The following is a 20661-nucleotide window of genomic DNA, read 5'->3' on the forward strand; positions in this document are numbered from 1 at the left end:
AGAAATTAAATTTTTCGGTAGAATTAATTTTGGAAAAAATTGGATAGGATTTTAAAAAATCAAAAAATAGTCATCTAAAAAAAATAAAAATAAAAAGAATAGTGAAAAGCTATTCTTTTTTTTTTTAAAATTTATTTTATTGTTAATTTTGCTTTTTTGCTTACTGCAGCGTATGTATTGTCTCCAGCGAATTTGGCAACGAAGCTATATGTTCCTTTCTTATTCAAACTGACGTTTACAGTAGCAACACCTTTGGCGTTGGTCTTAGCAGAATAAGTTTTTCCATTCACAACGAATGAAACTTTCTTATTGGCAAGTACTTTACCACTTGCTGCCTTGAATGTTGCACTTAAAGTTTTGGTTTTTGTAGTTGCTTTGTAAGATTTGTTTGGAACGGTTAGAGTGCCTTTTTGCGCTTTTACGGTGATTTTTGATACAACGAAAGAACCGTTATAATCATCATCGCCGAGGTAGCATATAGCAAATGTGTAAATGTCTGCTTTGATGAGGTTGATTTGTAATTTAGCAGATCCATTTTCATCAGTTGTCCTATTATAGACCTTACCATTGAATCCAATTTGAATAGGTTTATTCGCTAAAATATTACCCTCACTGTCCTTGAGAATGACATTGAAGTATTTGCCGATACGTCCATCAACTTTAGTGTCGATAGCAGTTGTTTCCATATCCTTATAAATGATTTGGGTGGCTTTTCTCTCATGAGTTATGTTTTGAGGACCTGTAGAATTGGTAGTTACTGTTGCAGTGCCGTTCACATATTCTATAGGGTATTCTTTACCATCGACAACAACAGTTTCGATTTTAGTAGCATTAGCCAAGGCTTCTTCTAATTGGTCAGTTAAATTGTCAACTATTTGATTAGCATTTTCTAGGTCGTTAGCTATTTTAGTTGCATTAACTTTAGCTTCTTCCAATTGGGTTGTTAGATTGTCAACTGTTTGATTGGCATTTTCTAGGTCGTTAGCTATTTTAGTTGCATTAACTTTAGCTTCTTCCAATTGATGAGTTAAATCATTGATGGTTTGATCATTATTGGCTTGTGCTTCTTCTAATTGGCGAGTTAAATCATCAACTATTTGATTAGCATTTTCTAGGTCGTTAGCTATTTTAGTTGCATTGGTTTGGGCATCATTTAATTGGCCAGTTAGATTGTCTACTATTTGATTAGCATTTGTTTGGTCGTTAGCTATTTTAGTTGCATTGGTTTGGGCTTCATTCAATTGATGAGTTAAATCATTGATTGTTTGAGTAGCATTGGCTTGTGCTTCTTCCAATTGGGCGATTAATTTATCAACTATTTGATTAGCAATTGTTAGATTGTTAGCCAGGTTAGTTGCGTTTGTTTGTGCTTCTTCCAATTGACCAGTTAAATCAGTAATATTTTCTTTAAGCTTTTCAATCTCCTCCGGCATATTGGTTGTAATGGCAGTGCCATTTACAGCAGGAATAGAATATTCAACGCCATCAACAACAACAGTGATATTGCCAATCCTGCAATCAACAATATTAACGGTTTTGCTTGCTTCCTTATGGTTGTCATTAGGAACTGTTGTTATGGTCAATGTGTGATTTCCAGATTCCAAATCATCTGGAATTGTAACGATGTTTTCATTAAGCTCAACGTTCTCGCCATCGATATCAGCAGATATTCCAATAGCACCATCAGTTGTTACAGCAAGGTTGATGGATTCGCCATAATAAAGGACAATATCATTAACATTAATGGTAGAATTGACTTTTCTAACTGTTATTGTTGCATTCTTGCTTACCTCATTGTGATTTTCATCAGTAATAGTTGTTACTTCCAATATATAGCTGTCTGCACTTAAATTTAATACAGTTATAGTATTTCCTCTAACGAAAACAATGGCTTCATCATGATTTATTACTTTGGCCTCAACACCAGTTGCGTTAGTGAATGATATTTCACCAGATCCCATATCCTTATAATCAAATTCAATATCACTGACTGTCAATGTTGAATTGGCTTTATTGACCTTTAAAGTTCCCCTTGCGCTTGCATTGGTATAAATCTCATCTCTGGAATATTCAACAATGACCTCATATTCATCAGCAGCAAGAATTCCAAGTGAAATTGTTTCATTTAAATCCAAATCTGCAAATGTATAATCTGATTTTTTGCCTTTTAATGTTATATTGACTTTGCCGGTAGCAGCAGACTCATAATTAAGAGCAATTGCTATGTTGTTGCCGTATGTAAGTTCATCGGATTCAACTGATAGGTTTGGATTTGATTTTATATTGTTTATTTCAATAGAATATGCGACGTTTTCAACTTTTGCAGTTACGCTTCCAGTTCCTAAACTAGTTGGATTGTATATGACAGTTTCCCCTAATTTAGCAATGCTATCGACATCACCCTTAGTTGCAGTCAATGTTAAATTAACAGGCTGTAACTGGCTATTGTCATAATCAGATATTCCTGTAGCGTTATATGAATATAGCTTAAATGAGATATCTGATGAATTTAAAATTTCAACTGGATTTGGATCTGCTGTAGCATTCAAGAAGAGCCAAGTACTAATTTCCACGTTAGTAGTTAATGGTTCAGTATCAAAATTGCTTGCATTATTTCCGAACCAGTTGTAATCTGCATTGGAAGTGGAATCACTATTAACAAAATATATTGCAACGACATCATTATTCAGGAAAATATTGTCATTGATTGATAAATTTCGCTTATTTGTATTATTGAAGTATAAAACACCATTATCGCCACTGTTATTCACAAAAATAGAAGCAGAAACAACACCATCATTAGCAAACCAGTATAGAGCGCCACTCCTATTAGCTGAATTATTTACAAAACTGCAATCAGAAACAACACCCCTAGCACCGGAATCCCAATAGATAGCAGCACCACTCTTATTAGCTGAATTATTTACAAAACTACAATTAGAAACAGTACCGCCAGCAGCTTCATTCCATAAGATGGCACCACCATCATTGGCGGAATTATTCACAAAACTGCAATCAGAAATAGCACCGTTCAAACCTTCATTCCATACTATAGCACCACCATCATAGCTCTTAGCAGAATTGTTCACAAAGATACAATCAGAAACAACTCCATTGGCAGCGTTCCAAAAGATAGCACCACCATATTTCTTAGCAGAATTGTTCACAAAACTGCAATCAGAAACAACTCCATTGGCACCGTGCCAATAGATAGCACCACCATGTTCATCAGTAACAGTGCTATTCACAAAACTGCAATCAGAAACATTACCATTAGCACCATTCCAATAGATAGCAGCTCCATACATCTTAGCTGAATTATTTACAAAACTGCAATCAGAAACAATACCTCTAGCGCCGGAATACCAATAGATAGCACCACCATTGCCGTCTATTTTAGCATTAGCGAATGTAATGTTATTGATTTCTACATCATCTGCTTGAATACGGAATATTCTTGCCATTCCGGTAGCATCTATGGTATAATTATTTCCAACAATTGTCAAAGGTCGATTAATATTTATTCCATTTTTAAATTTACTGTCAAAAAGTGAGTTATAGATGAAATCATTATCCAAAATAATAGTGTCATTATCGTTGCGGTTTATGAGATTGTTCAAGTCACGGAATGTTGTTCCATCTGAGATTTTTAATCTTGTAGTGTAGAAGGCATTTTCTATTGATGCTGTTAGCATGCATTCGGCACTCTCTGGAGTGTAGTGAACCTTTTCTCCCAGTTTGGCTTGGGTAGTATTGATCCTTCCGTTAGTTGGAGTCACTGTTAAGTTAATCTCTTTCAAACGGCTGCTATCATATTCTGATACTCCAGAAGGAGCATAAGCATATAATTTAAATATAATGTCGCATGAATCAAGAATAGAAATTCCTTCCGGTTCTGATGTAGCATTCAAGAACAGCCAAGTATTCATTTCCATATTATTGCTTGTTGGCGCTATATCGCAATTAGTTGCATTATTTCCAAACCAGTTGTAATCTGCATTGGAAGCGGAATCATTTCTCACAAAATAGATTGCAACGGCATCATTGTTCAGGAAAATATTATGATTGATTGTTAAATTTTGACCAAAGTTTTGATTATTGAAATAGATGGCACCGTTATCAGCACTGTTATTCACAAAAATACAGCCGGAAACATTACCATTATTTTTTTCCCAATATATTGCTCCACCATTACGCACAGCGGAATTATTCACAAAACTGCAATCAGAAACAACACCATCATTACTGCTCCAATAGATAGCACCGCCCTGTATGGCAGAATTATTCATGAAACTGCAATCAGAAACAACGCTGTCATCACTGACTTGCCACATGATTGCACCACCATTATTGGCGGAATTATTCATGAAACTGCAATCAGAAACAATACTGCCAGTGCTTCCATAGAACGCTACAGCACCAGCCATTACAGCACTATTATTTTCAAAAAGACAACTGGAAAGATTAGCATTGGCTCCTTGCCAGTAGATAGCGCCACCGTATCCGTTTGAGATGGCATTTGTGAATGTAATGTTTTTGATTTTTACATTGTCTGCTTGAATATGGAATATTCTGACCATTTCAGCAGCATTTATTGTATGTCCATTTCCGATAATTGTCACAGGACGATCAATGACTATTCCATCTGTAAAATTATAGTCGAATGTTGAGTTATAAGTGTAATCTCTATCCAAAACAATAGTGTTATTATTATTGGCGTTTATGATATAATCTAAGTCAAAGAATGTTGTTCCATCTGTGATTTTTAATGTTGTAGTGTAGGAGGCATTTTCTATTGATGCTGTTAGTGTTCCGATTCCATCACTCTCTGGAATGTACTGAACAGTTTTTCCAAGCTCCGTCTTGGTAGTATTGAATATTCCATTTGTTGGAGTTAATGTCAAGTCGACAGCTTTCAAACGGATGTTGTCATATTCTGATACTTCAGAAGGAGTGTAAGCATATAATTTAAACGCGATGTCTAATGAATCTAAAATAGAAATCATATCCGGATTTACAGTTGTATTCAGGAAAAGCCAAGTATTTATTTCAGCATTATTAGCTACTGGTGCTATATCATAATTTGTTGCATTGTTTCCAAACCAGTTGTAATCTGTATTGGAATCAGAATCATTTTTATCAAAATAGATTGCAACACCATTATTATTCAGGAAAATATTATCATTGATTGTCAAATGGGAAGTGGAATTATCATTTCTGAAAAATATGGTACCGGTATTAGCGCGGTTATTCACAAAAACACTGCTGGAAACAATGCCTCCCGCACGATTCATCCAGATGGCACTGCCGTTAGAGGATGCTTTGTTACCGTTAAAGCTAGAATTTTCTACAGTGGCATGGCTCTCAAAGTCAATAGCACCACCAAATTTAGCAGAGTTATTGGTAAAATTACAATCTGTTGCTTTACCATTGCCCTTAAATAAAATTGCGCCACCTTCAGTAGCATTGTTTTCAGTAAAGCTGGAATTTGTTACTTCACCATTCTTATAAAATACATATTTGCACCTCTCAAAATACCTATCAGAACGTATATCAGTAGCGCAATTCTTAACAAAAATACAGTTTTTTACAGTACTGTCCTCTGAAAAGAAGATTGCACCGCCATCCTGTGCTTTATTATTGGTGAAATTAGAATTTTCTACAGTACCTGCTCCATTAAAGTAAACTGCACCACCTTGCTTATCAGCCTCATTATCAGTGAAATTACAATTTCTTACATCCCCGGAGGTATAAAAGACAATTCCGCCGCCATACTCATCCCATGCTTCATTCTTAATAAAAGTGGAATTTTCTACAGTACCATCCGCTGTAAACCAAATTGCACCGCTGTCTCCTGCTAGGTTATCAGTAAAATTACAATTTGTTACTTCGCCATCTTCCTCAAAGGAAACTGCACCTCCGTGAAAAGCTGAGTTTTTAGCAAAACTGCAATTTTCTAATTTGCCAGCGCTGGCATTCCAATAGATAGCGCCGCCATCACCTGAAAGTTCTGCTGCTTTGTTTTCAGTAAAATTACAATTTGATATCTTAGTAGCTCCATAAATCTTGACTGCACCACCATCGTTGGCAGAATTCTTATCAAAACTGCAATTTTCCAATTTACCATTGCCATAAATCTCAATTGCACCTCCAGAGTCATGAGCCTTATTATTAGTGAAAGTACAATTTATCGCATTACCATTTGTATTAAAGCAAATTGCACCAGCCCATGAAAAATACCCTTGAGCGGTGTTATTGGTAAAGTTACAATTTATCGCATTACCTGTACCATTAAAGCAAACAGCACCGCCTCCTCCTAAAATATCATAAACAGCAGTGTTATTGACAAAAGTACAATTTTCTATAGTACCACTTTCCTCAAAGCAAACTGCACCACCAGAGTATACCGCTTGGTTATAGCTGAAATTACAATTTATTGCTTTGCTGTTATCTTTATAAAAGTATACTGCACCGGCAGCGTTTGCAGAGTTATTAATAAAATTACAATATTCAATGGTACCGGACTTTTCAAAGTCAATCGCAGCGCCCTCATCATCTGTATTGCCTAGATCATCTGTAGTTACATTGGCGTTTTTAATGGTTAGGTTTTTAATTGTTACACCGGAAGCAGTTACTTTAAATGCTCGAATAGTTGATCCGGCCATATCTATAATCGCACCATTACCATCAATAACACTATTGCTAATTGATATTATGATTGTATCGCCACTATCATAAGTATAGTAATCGTGTGTCAATACAATATTTCCTCCAGCGCCAATCTCGCTAGATAGCCCGGAATATGTCCCTGGATCCTCCCTTAATTCATCTGAATCATTTCCAGCATATACAAATTTTTCATCATTTGCTTTAATAAGTTCTTCATCATAGTTGTCATTTGCATTTGAAACGTCATCAATGACTGTTTCATCTAAAATAAGTTCTTCATTCTCATCAGCACTAATAATATCATCTGTAAGATCGTCTGCTGCGCTTGCAGCAGAAAGGCTAAAGAGAACAAGTAAAGTTAATATTATATATATACCTCTTTGGATTTTCATTCTCCTCGTCACCTAGAAATAATTTTTAATTAGTTATAAATTTATACCATAAATTATATATTGATTTTGATTTATTAACTTCATTTAGTATTTTACTTATAGAATTTTACTTAATTAGTATTTTAATTCATTTAGTATTTTACTTATAGAATTTTACTTAATTAGTATTTTAATTCATTTAGTATTTTTCAATGAATTTTTTTTTTTTAATGTTTTTCTATTTCCTTTAATATTTTTTCTATGGTTTTCAATTAGATAATTTTCCCATTTTAATTTAAAATTTTTTCAAGATTCTCTTTATAATTTTATAAAATTTTTTAATTTTTTCAAGAGTCTCTTTATAAATTTATAAAAATTTTTTTAATATTTTTCATGAATTTTGCATGTTTTTTTATTAGAAAATCATCATCAAAATAGGTATGTGTACTTACTACACCATAATTGTGTGTATTTACTACACATTTTTTAGATTGGCCTAAATAATTTGAAATTTTTAAAAAATTCGATATAAAATTGCTTACATATTGGAGATATAATTCATTGATTTTTCACCAATTTTTTAGATTTTTTATTTCTTTTAAAATAGTTTAAAAATAAAAATTATAATTATGAATGATAATATGAAAATAATGATGATAATATAATTGTATTAACAGATATAATAATTATTTTATTTATAAATAATAAATTAAACTATTATTAAGAAAGATAAATTATTTTCGAAAAGTGTATATACCACACACTCCTATATAAGTCTTTTTACTTTAGTCTAAATATGTACCTTTTATATGTATACATAATAAATATAATAATGTACACATGGTGAATTTATGCCAAAACATATCGTATCAGGACTAAAATATTTAGAAAGTGTCGAGCTTAGAAAAAGAGGGCTGTCCCAAAAGGAGATTTCATCTGAAATTGGTGTGGACAGATCAACTATTTCTCACTACTTGAACGGCCGAAACATTTCTGCCGATTCAATCGAGCTTGCTAAAGTTATTTTAGAGCTGAATCCTAAGGATTTTATATTAATTGCAAGAGTTTTGTTTGGAGATTATAACGAAATTCGTCAACTTATTAGCATTTTTAATATGAATCATTATGACCCGCAGATAGATGACGGATGTATTGGTTGTGGATTGTGTGTAGATTTGTGTGAAGTGAAGTCTATTAGCTTAGACTCATTAAAAGCAAAGATAAACCCTCGTTATTGTTGTGGCTGTCTTATGTGTGTTGAAGATTGCCCGACAAATTCAATAAAGATTTTGGAGGTATAAAATGGTCAAAAATATTAAAGAAACAGAAGGCAAAAACTTCTGCATTAAAAGATCATTAGGCGAAGAAAGAGTATTGTCTTTCAAAGATCACGTCTGTGTCGGTTGCGGACTCTGTGAAGCAACCTGTCCTGTAGAAGCTATCTCTCTTGATGAAGTAGCTCCTATCGAACGTAAATATGTAGACACTTATTTCAGTGGTCATGAAAAGATTGCTCAAAACTATGCTCTTTTCACTAATGATAACGAAATCAAAGCAAAATTAGATATTTGCGAAGATAAATGTGTTCTCTGTGGTTTATGTAGTGGAGTATGTCCAGCAGGTGCATTAGAACTTGCTATTGATGGCGTATCCATTAAAGAAAATGAAGCTTACCCACATCTTGTCACTTCAGCTGAAATTGATGAAGACAAATGTTTATTCTGTAAGAAATGTGAAGCTGCATGTCCTAGGGAGTCAATTACTATCGACAGAAAATTACCTAACCGTGCAGACCTTGTAACCGGTGAAATCGAAGTGGATGAAGAAGAATGTATCTACTGTGGCGCTTGTGCTGAATTATGTCCTGCTGAAGCTATCGTAGTGGACAAGGCAACCGGCGAAGAAAGCATTGTCATTGACAAGGAAAAATGTGTATACTGTCTCGTATGTAAGAAAGCATGTCCTGTTGACGCTATCAAAGCAGTATGTAGATCCTGTTCCTACGGCGAATACGATCTTGACCCTGCTAAAGCAGCAATTACAGGTAACGCTATCATTGATTCTGAAACCTGTATTAAATGTGGATGGTGTGAAGGAGTCTGTCCTGCTGATGCAGCTACTGTAAAACAAGCATTCAAAGGTACTCTCGAAATCGACGAAGAAAAATGTGGTACCTGTGGAGCATGTATTGACGTATGTCCATGTAATGTCTTGTCCTTCCCTAAATCAACTGGTCCTGGAGACAGAGGAACTCACTTAGTTAAAGAAGAAGATTACTGTATCCACTGTGGTGCTTGTGCAAAAGTATGTCCTAACGAAGCATTAACAGTAACTAGAACTGATGTTGACTACACCCCAACAAGTTCTAAATCTTGGATTGCAGCATTCGAAGCTTTAAAAAATTAATTTGATTGGTGATTATTTATGGAACTTAAAGTAGATCAAGATAAATGTTTAGGTTGTGGAGTATGTGTTATCGCATGTCCTGTAAACGCTTCCATCAGTCCGGAAAACGCTGGAGGACACGGTTCCAAAACAACCGAAACTATTATGATGGTTGAAAACGGATTTATTAAATTATTCAGTGTGGACAAATGTGATAAATGTGGTACTTGCCAAATGTTCTGTCCAACTGAAGCTATATGGTTAGAATAGGAGTGATAACATGCATTACGCAAATACTTATTTAGAAAGACCAGTAGTTGGAGATTTAGAAAACGTAGCTCAAGAAGGTACTACCAAAGTACTCAAATGTATGTTAAACACCGGTTCTGACATATATCAAGGAGCTTGTAAGAAAAGAGGTTCCACCTTAAAGGAAGAATATAAGAACGCTTCCGGTACCTGTTATATGGATCCTCGTGACATGGTAAAATTAGGTGTTAAAAACTGGGACACCGTACTTGTAAAGACTGACTATGGTGAAGTTGTCTTAAACGCAGCAAAATCAAGAGATGCTCCTCACGAAGGTACCATTTTTGTATGTAAAGGTCCATGGGCTAACACTATCGTAAGCCACGAAACCTACTGCTGTTCAGACCCTACCTACAAAGGTATTCACGCTACTGTAGAAAAAACCGACAGAAAAGTTCTACTCATGGCAGACTTAATGAGATGGGCATACAAAAAATATGTTGACGAAGAAGATGACGACGTTATTGAAAACATGGAATCCTTAGGTGAAAGACCAGTTTATAACTGACGTAAATGGGAGGAGTTGATTGATCATGACATATGAGCCACCTGTAACTGATTACGATTATATTGTAGAAAACTGTACTTGTGCATTTTGCGGTTGTAACTGTGACGACTTAGATTTCTTAGTTAAAAACGGTCACGTGGTTGCCGTAAGACACGCATGCAGATTAGGTGCAAGTAAGGTAATGGAAGATATGGACCAAAGATTACTTGTGCCAATGGTAAGAAACGAAGAAGGAGTTCTTGAAGAGGTTGACTGGGACACTGCACTTGACACTGCAGCTGAATACATTGCAAACTCCATCAGACCTGTATTCTACGGTTGGTCTGAAACTTCCACCGAATGTATGAAAGAAGGTGTGGAATTAGGAGAATACATCGGAGCAGTTCTCGATAACCAAGCAACCATCTGTCACGGTCCAAGTCTACAAGCTATGCAAAACGCAGGTTACCCTATCCAAACCTTAGGGGAAGTTAAAAACAGAGCTGACGTTATTGCATACTCTGGAAGCAACGCTATGAACTCTCACCCAAGACACTTAGCAAGATATGCTGCATTCCCTCGTGGATACTTCAGACAAAGAGGAAGATTCGACAGAACCGTTATCACTATGGACCCTAAATTCTCAGACACTGCAAAAATGTCTGACAAATGGATTGGTTTCGAACAAAACGGTGACTACGGTTTCTACAACGCTTTAAGAGCTGTACTCAAAGGTAAAAAGTTACAATCTGAATCCGTTTCCGGTATTCCAGCAGAAGACATCTATGAATTAGCTGCTGAAATGGAAGCTGCAGAATTCGGTGTTCTCTTCTTCGGTTTAGGTTTAACCCACACCTTAGGTAAGCAAAGAAACATTGACATCGCGATTAAATTGGTACAAGACTTAAACACCAACAGTAAATGGGGACTCACTCCAATGAGAGGTCACTTTAACGTAAACGGTTTCAACATCTTCATGGCTTACGAAACCGGTTGGGCATTCGGTGTAGACTTCTGTAGAGGATACGGAAGATATATGATGGGTGAAACCAACACAATCGACTTACTCGTTAGAAAAGAACCAGACTGTTTCATGGTTATTGCAGCTGACCCTGGTGCTCACTTCCCTAACGGAGCAAACCAACACTTAGCTGACATTCCAGTTATCCAAATCGATATTCACTGGGGACCATCCACCGAGCTTGCTGATGTAGTACTTCCTGGATCATTCATTTCTGTAGAATGTGGAGGTACCAGTTACCGTATGGACGGTGTTCCTATCTGGATGAAAAAAGCTATCGACAAACCTGAAACCTGTCGTGATGACGAATGGATTGTACGTGAATTGAAAGAAAGAGTAATGAAACTCAGAGAAGAACCTAACGTAGCAGATGAATACGTTCCTAATGAAGGTCTCGCATGTCTCTTAGATAAGTAAGGTGATTTTTATGGAATATATACTTAAAAATGGTATTGTTTACGACCCTGCTAATGAAGTAAACGGAGAAAAAATGGATATCTGCTTCAAGGATGGTAAAATCGTTGAAGACGTATCCGCTGACGCAGAAGTATTAGACGTCACTGATAAAATTGTAATGCCTGCTGGTGTAGACCCTCACGCTCACGTTGCAGGACCAAAATTGGTTGTAGGTAGATTATACAGACCAGAAGATGAAAGAAGAGGAGTAGCTCAAAAAACCAAAACAACCAGAGCAGAGGCTGGTTTCTCTATCCCAAGTTGTCCTACCACTGGATACAGATACTCAAGAATGGGATACGGTACCGTTTGTGAAGCAGCTATGCCTCCTTTAGAAGCAAAACACACACACGAAGAAATTAACACTATTCCTAACATTGACATTAACCCATTGCCACTCTTTGGTAACAACTGGTTTGTAATGGAATATGCTAGAGAAAACAGAATTGACGATTTGGCAGCATTCATTGCAGCAATGTTAAGAGTATCTAAAGGATACGGTGTAAAAATCGTAAACCCATGTGGTTCAGAAGCGTGGGGATGGGGTATGAACGTACACGGATACGATGATAAGGCTCCATACTTTGACGTAACCTCCAGAGAAGTTGTAAGAGCTTTAGCAAAAGCAAACGAAAAATTAGGACTTCCACACTCTATACACATCCACCCTAACGATTTAGGTCACCCTGGAAACGTTCCTACTACCATTGCAACTTTAGACTCAATCAAAGACATTGCAAAATCAACTAAACCATCTGCTTCCGTAAGAGATCAAACCATCCACTGTACTCACTTACAGTTCCACTCCTACACAGGAAACAGCTGGAAGGATGCAGCATCTGGTGCTGAAGAATGTGCTGACTTCATTAACAAGAACCCATATGTAACTTGTGACGTAGGTCAAGTAACCTTCGACGAAACCACTACAATGACTGCAGACGCTCCTATGGAATACGACTTGTTTAAGATTTCTGGATTAAAATGGGCTAACAAGGACATTGAATGTGAAACCGCAGCAGGTATCATTCCATGTATCTACTCTCCTAAGACTCCAGTAAGTACCTTACAATGGGCTATCGGTCTTGAATTGTTCTTGCACATTGAAAACCCATGGCAAGTATGTCTAACCACTGACCACCCTAACGCAGGTCCTTTCATCAGATATCCAAAGATCATCTCCTGGTTGATGAGTGCTCCTAAGAGGATGGAAATGATTGACAATGGTGAAGTGCACAAATGGGCTTCCAAAAGAACTGGCTTAGCTGGTCTTGAAAGAGAATACGACTTCTATGAAATCGCTACAATCTCCAGAGCAGCTCCTGCAAGAATCCACGGATTTGCTGACAGAGGCGCACTTACCCCTGGCTACAACGCAGATATTGCAGTATATGACATCAACCCTAATGACTTTGACCCATCCAGAGACCCTGAAGGTGTTGAAAAAGCATTCAGCAATGCTTACTACACTATCAAAGATGGTCAAATCGTTGTTAAAGATGGTGACATTGTATCTACAAAACAAAGCCACACCATTTGGACCAACGTCATAGGATACGAAGAAGAGGAAAAACAAATCATAGACAGCATAATGCCTTTCTTCACTCAATACTATTCTGTCAAATGGGAAAACTATCAAGTACACGACCACTATGTACCTAACCCTACTGTAGTGGATGTAGAAGCTAAATAAGGAGAGTGTTTATTAATGAAAACTATTACTTTTGATCAAAAGAAAACTTCTTCAATTGCTTTAGAATTTGATGAGTTAATCACTGATAACATTTACGCTTGGACCGAAGAGGACTTTGCAGAATACAAAGTTCCTATAGGAAACTCCAGATTCCCAATCACTGATTACTTTGACATCACCGTTGAAGGAGAAGCAGAATCTCCTGCTGAAGTCAAAATGATTTTAAACGGAGATTGTAACAGAGTAAAATACATCGGCTGTAAAATGAGCGCTGGTGAAGTAGTTGTTAACGGTGACGCTGACCTTCACGTAGGTGCAGAAATGTCTGGCGGAATTGTTACCGTATTCGGTAATGTAGCAGCTCACGCCGGTCGTGAAATGAAAGGTGGAAAACTCGAAATTATGGGTAATACCAAAGAATTCTGTGGTGCATCCTATATCGGTGAATGGAGAGGTATGTCCGGTGGAGAAATCATCATCCACGGAAACGCTGGAAAACAATGTGGTGAATGTTTAGTCGGTGGTAAGATCCACGTTTTAGGTGACTGTGATATTCTCGCAGGTATTCACATGACTAAAGGTACCATTGAAATCGATGGTAATGTTAACCGTTGGCCTGGCGGTCAGATGAAAAACGGTAACATAGTCATCCACGGTAAAGTAGGAAGATTACTTGAAGGTTTCGTAGAACAAGGAATCGTCACAGACCCTGAATTAGATGGAGTCACTTATCCTGGCAGATACATCGAATACAAAGGGGACATTGCTTTAAACGGTAAAGGTACCTTATTAATCGATGCTGAGAAAAACAGAGACAGATTATCTACCTGGATTGAAGAAGACGACGAATATAACGCAATTAGAGAATACAGAGACCAATAATTCAAACTTTTTAAAAAAAAGTTTGCTTATAGATCTAGAAAAAGATAATTAGAATCTTGTATGATTTAAGGTTTGTTTAAATTTTAAAGCAGCATAGGTTCTAATTTACTCCCAATCTTTTTCTATTTTTCTATTTTTTCTTTTTTATTCTCTTTTTTTATTTTTTTTATTTTTTTAATAATTATTTTTATTATTTTAATTATTTCAATTATTTCAATAATTTTTATAATTTCTTAAGTCATAATTTAATTAATTTCTAATGCTCGATTTTTATTGATTTAAATTTATTAATTGAGCTTCAGTTTTTAATCTTTATTAATTGAGCTTCAGTTTTTTCAATCTTTTAAATTGATTTGTTAATTAATTAAATTATCATTTATATGAATTAATTATATAATTATTATGTGTAATTTTAATTTAAATGAACTTATATGAAAATGGTGTAAATATGGTCAAGGAAATACTTATGGACCCAGATGATATTATAGAATATGTAAGAAATGAAGTAAAAGTTGATGATATTTTTGAATTGTCTTATAATAGGGTGTTTGCTCCAGGAACTGTGCTTGGAATCACTCCTGAAGATGAGGAAACCGGTGAAGGATTGATTCTTTCTCTTCAGCTTAATGGTGAACTCTTGAATCAGGCAGTAGACATTGATTTGCATGCAGTTAAGGATGAAATCATTGAAGCACGTCATTTGCCTGGTGGAGATGAGGATAAATTGATTGTCATTGAAGCTACATTGTAGCTTTTTTATTATTTTTTTTTTTAACAATTTTTTTTATAATTCATTAATTAGTTTGATTAAGTACAAATAATTTTATATATTAGAAACAATATACTATAATTATAAACCTAATATTAAAAATATTTTAAAGCTTGATTTTTTAAAGTCAAGAATTTAATTAATAATAATAGTAGAACTGTAATGAAAATAATTAACCTTAGGAGGTCTCTAGATGGTCGATAAGGAATTAACAATGACTTCTGATGAAGTTCTAGATTATATTAAAAATAATTTTAAAGAATTTGATAAAGTGGATATTGCATACAATCGTGTTTCTGCAAAAGGAGACATATTAGGTGTGGATCTTTCTGATTATAAAGGAAAACCAAGTTGCAGAGTGATGATAGCTTTAGATGGTGAAATCATTTCCGATACCATTGAAGTGGACTTTGAGGAGTATAAGGAAGACATTATTGAATTGCATCACTGGCCTAAAGACGAATCAAAGGAATCTGTTTATATTGAGGTAATTTAGTCAAACTTCAAACTTTTAGAAAAAGTTTGATCAAAATCTTTATCTCCGGAATTTTCATTTCCAAAAATTGTATCTCTATATTCTTAAAAGAAGTTTGATTAAATTTTATCTCAAGAATTAAGTTTTGAAAAAGGCTATAATATTTAGAAACCTTATATTTTTATCTCAATCCTTTCTTTTTTAATTTTCTTTTTCTTTTTAGTCTTTTTCTAATTTTCTTTTTTTTATTGAAACAATTTTTCATTTATTTTTTTTATTAAAACAATTTTTCATTTTTTTTGAAACAATTTTTTTAATGCTTTTTTATTTTTTCTATTATTACAAAATCAGCTTATTTTTAATTCAGATAGGATTGGACTATTCTTCCAGCAATATTGTATTTTTAGGATCTACTTTTATATGGTCTGGAACTACAAACTCATGCTCGCGGATTTGCTTTTCACGTTTCCACCATAAGCCGTTTGCTAAAGTTATCTCCCATTCGAAAGGCATTTCCAATAGGCTTGAATTTTCAGTGTCAAATGAATTTACTTCATCTTTTTTGGCTGGAGCAAAGTCATGCGCTCTTATTCCAATATGGGTTATGTTTGGTGAGATTTTTTCAGAGACTTCCAATGTCAGTCCCCAGTCTAGGGATTTGAGATGATAATCATCTATAATTTCAATTCTAGATGTGTTCTTGCATCCTGTAAGTCTGGCAACATCGAGTTTTTTAGGATTTTCAAAGATTTCATGAGTTTCCCCCTTTGCAATGATTTTTCCTTTATCCAATATGATAAGCTCATCGCAGAACTGGAATGCCTCGTCACGGTCGTGGGTTACTAGAACTGAAAATCCGTCAAAGTCCTTTAATGAATTAACAAGTTCTATACGCAATTGTTCCTTTAGGAAGGTGTCCATGGCGCTGAATGGCTCGTCCAATAGGATAACATCAGGTCCATAGGCCAATATTCTAGCTAATGCAACCCTTTGCTGCTGGCCTCCGGATAATTGTCTGGGATATCTCTTTTCAAGTCCTTCAAGATGGAATCTCTTTATCATTTCAGATACTGTTTTTTCCCTTTTCTCTTTGGATACACCGATTCCGATGTTTTCCTCAACAGTCATATTGGGAAATAGGGCATAGTTTTGAAACAGGTAGCCTACGTTTCTTTTTTGAGGCTTTAGATTGATCTTTTTTTCTGAATCAAAATATATGTTTTCCTCATCCATCTTTAGGCTAATGATTCCGGTGTCTGGATTTACAATCCCTGCAATGGATTTTAAGGTCATGCTTTTACCGCATCCTGAAGGGCCGAGAATGCCTAAACATCCTTTATTTAACTTAAAATCAATATCTAATTCAAATTCTTTAAGTTCCTTTTGGATATTTACTTTTAAGAATTTTTCACTCATATTCCATCACTCGCAAGATAAAAAAATAAAAATAAAGTTCAAAAAATAGATTATATTATTGCTCATAAATCAGGCTCATGTCTTCTATTGGTAAGACAGTTTCAACGGCTTTTGCTTCAATATTTATTCCTTTTTCCTTGATTGCAGCAATTAAATTCAATCCGCTTCCTGTAACTATTCCAAAGTTATAATTATCTACCTTTGCATTATAGACTAATTCTCTTGGTTTTCCTACTTTAAATATGGAAAATCCTTCTTTGCTTATCTTCTCCAATATTTCCTCTGTTTCAGGCCTTGCGATGTATGGGACCTCTTTGATTGATGCAAGGATTTTCTTAGGGTTTTTTCGTTTGGCTATTTGGGTCAAATCTTTAAAGATGAATATCTTATGTGGATCGATTGATGACCCGTTGTATGAAATCATTTCAACAAATAAAGGTGGCTTTCCAAGCTCTAAAAGTCCTCCGTATTGTGGTGTGCTCATTATTCCGTTTTTGATTAGGATTCCATCAATGCTAAGGCTGCAGACTGTAGCTATTCCCACTTTGCTTTTGTCATCTGGATGGTCAACTATGCTGAAATGGGAATTCATGTATTTTGGAAGTGCCTTGTATGTCTTTTTCATAATGCTTATTGCATCGTCAAGATCTTCCTTCTGGAGGTATGAAATGTTGGACACTATGTTTCCATGACCTGTTTCAATGTCATAATCGACCTGATTCACTCTGTTTAATGATTTGGTAAGTATGAATGGTGTTTTCTTGTAATCCACCTTTTTAGCATGCTTTATCTTATGCTTGGAGGATTCAAGCTCTTTTAGCTTATTGTAGTTTATGAATTCCTCACCTGTCTTTATATCCACCTTATAGTTCATCTCTTGAGCTGCGCAGAATGGGGTGATTCCTCCAATTATGGATATTCCAACCATTCCTTCTGGAACTGGAATTCCTAAAATGTTTTCGCTGATTTCTCCGATTTCAAGGATTCCTCCAATTCCTGCTTTTTCAAGCTTTTCGAAGATTTCTTTAGCTTTTTCTAGACCACTTTCTGGAATTATTCTGAAGTTTGCAGGAATTGTTCCGGTACCATGCTCCGCAACTTCAAGGACAGAGGTCATTCCTTTTGCTATGAATGCATCCAATGGAGTGATGGAGGTTTTCCTATAGGAGATAAGCTCTGAAAACTTGGTTGGATAGTAATCCTCAATATCTACAAGCCCGCCATATTGTGGGATTGAAGGGATTCCGTTCTTTAAGAAGACTCCATCTATGGTTGTACCACAGATGGTTTTCATCACATATCCCTTTTTGCCGTTGATTTCAGTCTTTTTGGCATTTATCAGTGGGCTTACGCAGACTCCTGCTGCAAATACTTCCTTAATTATGTCGAATGCCTTATTTTCAAGGATGTTTGAAGTGTTTACTATTACATTTCCTTCCTTTTTCTTATAGTCAAAGTCGGTGAGATAGATTCTTTCCTTGAATTTGGACAGTGTGAAGTCTACCTGGTCGTAGATTAGGCCCTTTTCCAGTTTGCTTTTTCCAAGCTCGGTGATAACTCTGCCAGAGTATCCTTGTTTTTCTGTATATCCCTTTTCATCAAGAATTTGCATATGATAGCGGACTGCACGCTCGCCAAGGTTGTATCCTTTGGTCTTAAGTTCGTCTGCTATTACCTTTGAGCCTATTGGCTTTTCATGGGTGTTTAAGATTCTTAGGATTTCTATCATTCTATGTTCGGACTCTGACATATAATCTCCTGCTTTCTAAAGGATTTATAAAAATAAGTTTGATTGAAAGGTTGTCTTTAATAAAGATTAATCAATGTTTTTTAGTTTTTTATAAAAATAAAAAGTAGCTATTTAAAATTTAAATAGCTATAAATTTAAAATACCTAATTAGTAATTTATGCCTGGAATATTTCAAGCGGAGTTTTATTTACTAGTTTACACTAGGAATATTTCAAGCAGTGTTTTATTTAGTAATTTAAGTATTTCTTATGTTCGTAATTGAACACTTGGACTCTGTATTCATCCCATTCTTCATACTTTGCAGATAAGAATGCATTGAATATATGTTCTCCAAGAGCTTCTTTCATGATTTCACTTTCTTCAAAGGTGTGGTATGCTTCCCATAGACTGGAAGGGAGCAATTCTATGCCTTTCTCTTCCCTTTCTTCATCGGTCAATTCATAAATGTTGATCTCAACAGATTCTCCCGGGTCGATTTTGTTTTTTATTCCATCCATACCTGCCTCAAGCATTACTGCAAATGCAAGGTAAGGGTTGCAGGTAGGGTCTGGGCTTCTGTATTCAATACGGGTGGCTTTTCCACGTGCTGCAGGCACTCTTATTAAGGTTGACCTGTTTTGAATACCATAAGTGATGTAAACTGGAGCCTCATATCCTGGAACCAATCTTTTGTATGAGTTTACGATAGGGTTGGTCACTGCGGTTATTGCTGCAGAGTGTTTTAACAATCCACCAATAAACCACATAGCTTCTTGGGACAATCCAGTTTCACTGTTTTCATCATAGAAGATGTTTTCACCATCCTTGAATAGACTTTGGTGACAGTGCATTCCACTTCCGCTTTCTCCAAAGAATGGCTTAGGCATGAAAGTCACTCTGTAGTCGAATCCATCGAAATCAGCCATATTTGCCACAATCGCTTTGATTGCTTGCTTGAATGTAATCACTGCATCTGCAGTTTTTAATGCATCATCGGAACTTGAATGCGATTTCGTTTTGGCCAAGGAACCCACTTCGTGGTGGCTTGCTTCTACTTCAAAGCCTAATTCCTGTAAATTGGTAGTGATTTCTCTTCTGAAGTCAGTTCCCTTATCTACAGGCTCTACATCAAAGTATCCTGCAGTATCGTGAGGAATTGGGTATCCGTCATCGTCTGTGTCTACAATGAAGAATTCAGGTTCAGGTCCTATGTTGTAGGTGTAGCCTTCTTCCTTGATTTTTGCTAAAGCTTTTTTAAGGATTCCTCTTGGGTCCCCTTCAAATGGCTCTCCGTTAGGATTATAGATGTCACATATGAATCTGCAGGATGCAGACTCTTCAGGTCTCCATGAAAGGGGTGAATAAGTGCTGATATCTGGCTTTAAGACGAGGTCGCTTCCTTCGATTCCAACAAAACCAGGGATGGATGATCCGTCAAATAGGATTCCATCAGTGAATAAGTCTTCCATATTGTCCAATTCACAAGGAATTGACACATTCTTTGGAATTCCATGTAAATCAACAAATTGGAGTCTAATAAACTTGATATTGTCTGCTTTCATTCTTTCCATAATATTTTGAATTCTTTTTTCCATTAAATCATTCTCCATAATCTTTGGAATATTATAAACTTAATCGCAATAAATTTTCTAAAAAATTAATATTAAATTATATTTTCTTAAAATTATATTTTCTAAGAATTATATTTTCTAAAAATTATTTTTCTAAAAAGTATATTTCTAAAATTATATTTTCTTCGGAAATATATTTCCATCTATAATATTATATTAATTTTTTTAATATATTATTTTATCTATCTTATAGTTTTTAAATCTTAAGGATTAGTTTATTTTTTTTAATATTTTTCATTATTTTATTTAATTTTTTGTTAAAATTTTAGAAATAATTTAATTTTATTAGTAAAAATTGAACAAATAACTATTCATTTATAAATTATCTTAAAAAAAGACGTTTTTGATTATCCTATAGTTATGCAATGGTC

The 20661-nt window shown here is 35.2% G+C and carries 13 protein-coding genes; 9 read left to right on the forward strand and 4 right to left on the reverse strand.

Annotated features, from left to right (window positions below; all coding sequences use genetic code 11):
- Positions 1-131: 131 nt before the first annotated feature.
- Positions 132-7061, reverse strand: a complete 6930-nt coding sequence (locus MRU_RS01735) for a right-handed parallel beta-helix repeat-containing protein (protein ID WP_012955146.1) — start codon at positions 7059-7061, stop codon at positions 132-134.
- 830 nt (positions 7062-7891) lie between these two features.
- Between MRU_RS01735 and MRU_RS01740 the strand changes: the two genes are divergently transcribed.
- The 9 genes from MRU_RS01740 (at position 7892) to MRU_RS01780 (ending at position 15535) form a co-directional block, all read left to right on the forward strand.
- Entirely contained in the window at positions 7892-8341 is a 450-nt protein-coding gene (locus MRU_RS01740; RefSeq protein ID WP_012955147.1) for a helix-turn-helix domain-containing protein, read from the forward strand.
- A gap of 1 nt (position 8342) precedes the next feature.
- Positions 8343-9446: a tungsten-dependent formylmethanofuran dehydrogenase subunit FwdF gene (fwdF, locus tag MRU_RS01745; protein ID WP_012955148.1), complete on the forward strand. Its 1104-nt coding sequence runs from the start codon at positions 8343-8345 to the stop codon at positions 9444-9446.
- A gap of 18 nt (positions 9447-9464) precedes the next feature.
- Positions 9465-9695, forward strand: coding sequence for a 4Fe-4S binding protein (locus tag MRU_RS01750; RefSeq protein ID WP_012955149.1), 231 nt, complete (start codon positions 9465-9467; stop codon positions 9693-9695).
- A 10-nt stretch (positions 9696-9705) separates the two neighbouring features.
- Positions 9706-10242, forward strand: a complete 537-nt coding sequence (locus MRU_RS01755) for a molybdopterin dinucleotide binding domain-containing protein (RefSeq protein WP_012955150.1) — start codon at positions 9706-9708, stop codon at positions 10240-10242.
- 25 nt (positions 10243-10267) lie between these two features.
- Positions 10268-11659, forward strand: a complete 1392-nt coding sequence (locus MRU_RS01760) for a formylmethanofuran dehydrogenase subunit B (protein WP_012955151.1) — start codon at positions 10268-10270, stop codon at positions 11657-11659.
- Between the two features lie 10 nt (positions 11660-11669).
- Positions 11670-13388 (forward strand): formylmethanofuran dehydrogenase subunit A, encoded by a 1719-nt coding sequence (locus MRU_RS01765; protein WP_012955152.1) that lies wholly within the window; start codon positions 11670-11672, stop codon positions 13386-13388.
- A gap of 15 nt (positions 13389-13403) precedes the next feature.
- Entirely contained in the window at positions 13404-14270 is an 867-nt protein-coding gene (locus MRU_RS01770) for a formylmethanofuran dehydrogenase subunit C (protein WP_012955153.1), read from the forward strand.
- A gap of 448 nt (positions 14271-14718) precedes the next feature.
- Positions 14719-15021: a DUF2097 domain-containing protein gene (locus MRU_RS01775; protein ID WP_012955154.1), complete on the forward strand. Its 303-nt coding sequence runs from the start codon at positions 14719-14721 to the stop codon at positions 15019-15021.
- 211 nt (positions 15022-15232) lie between these two features.
- On the forward strand, positions 15233-15535 hold the full coding sequence (locus tag MRU_RS01780) for a DUF2097 domain-containing protein (protein WP_012955155.1): 303 nt from the start codon (positions 15233-15235) through the stop codon (positions 15533-15535).
- Positions 15536-15892: 357 nt separating this feature from the next.
- On the opposite strand, the gene MRU_RS01785 is transcribed toward MRU_RS01780, so the two are convergent.
- The 3 genes from MRU_RS01785 to glnA form a co-directional block, all read right to left on the reverse strand.
- Entirely contained in the window at positions 15893-16930 is a 1038-nt protein-coding gene (locus MRU_RS01785) for a sulfate/molybdate ABC transporter ATP-binding protein (protein WP_012955156.1), read from the reverse strand.
- A gap of 55 nt (positions 16931-16985) precedes the next feature.
- Positions 16986-18680, reverse strand: coding sequence for a DUF128 domain-containing protein (locus MRU_RS01790; RefSeq protein WP_012955157.1), 1695 nt, complete (start codon positions 18678-18680; stop codon positions 16986-16988).
- A gap of 227 nt (positions 18681-18907) precedes the next feature.
- Positions 18908-20254: a type I glutamate--ammonia ligase gene (gene glnA, locus MRU_RS01795; RefSeq protein ID WP_012955158.1), complete on the reverse strand. Its 1347-nt coding sequence runs from the start codon at positions 20252-20254 to the stop codon at positions 18908-18910.
- Positions 20255-20661: the final 407 nt, after the last annotated feature.

Source organism: Methanobrevibacter ruminantium M1 (assembly GCF_000024185.1).
In the GTDB taxonomy this organism is placed as follows: Archaea; Methanobacteriota; Methanobacteria; order Methanobacteriales; family Methanobacteriaceae; genus Methanobrevibacter; species Methanobrevibacter ruminantium.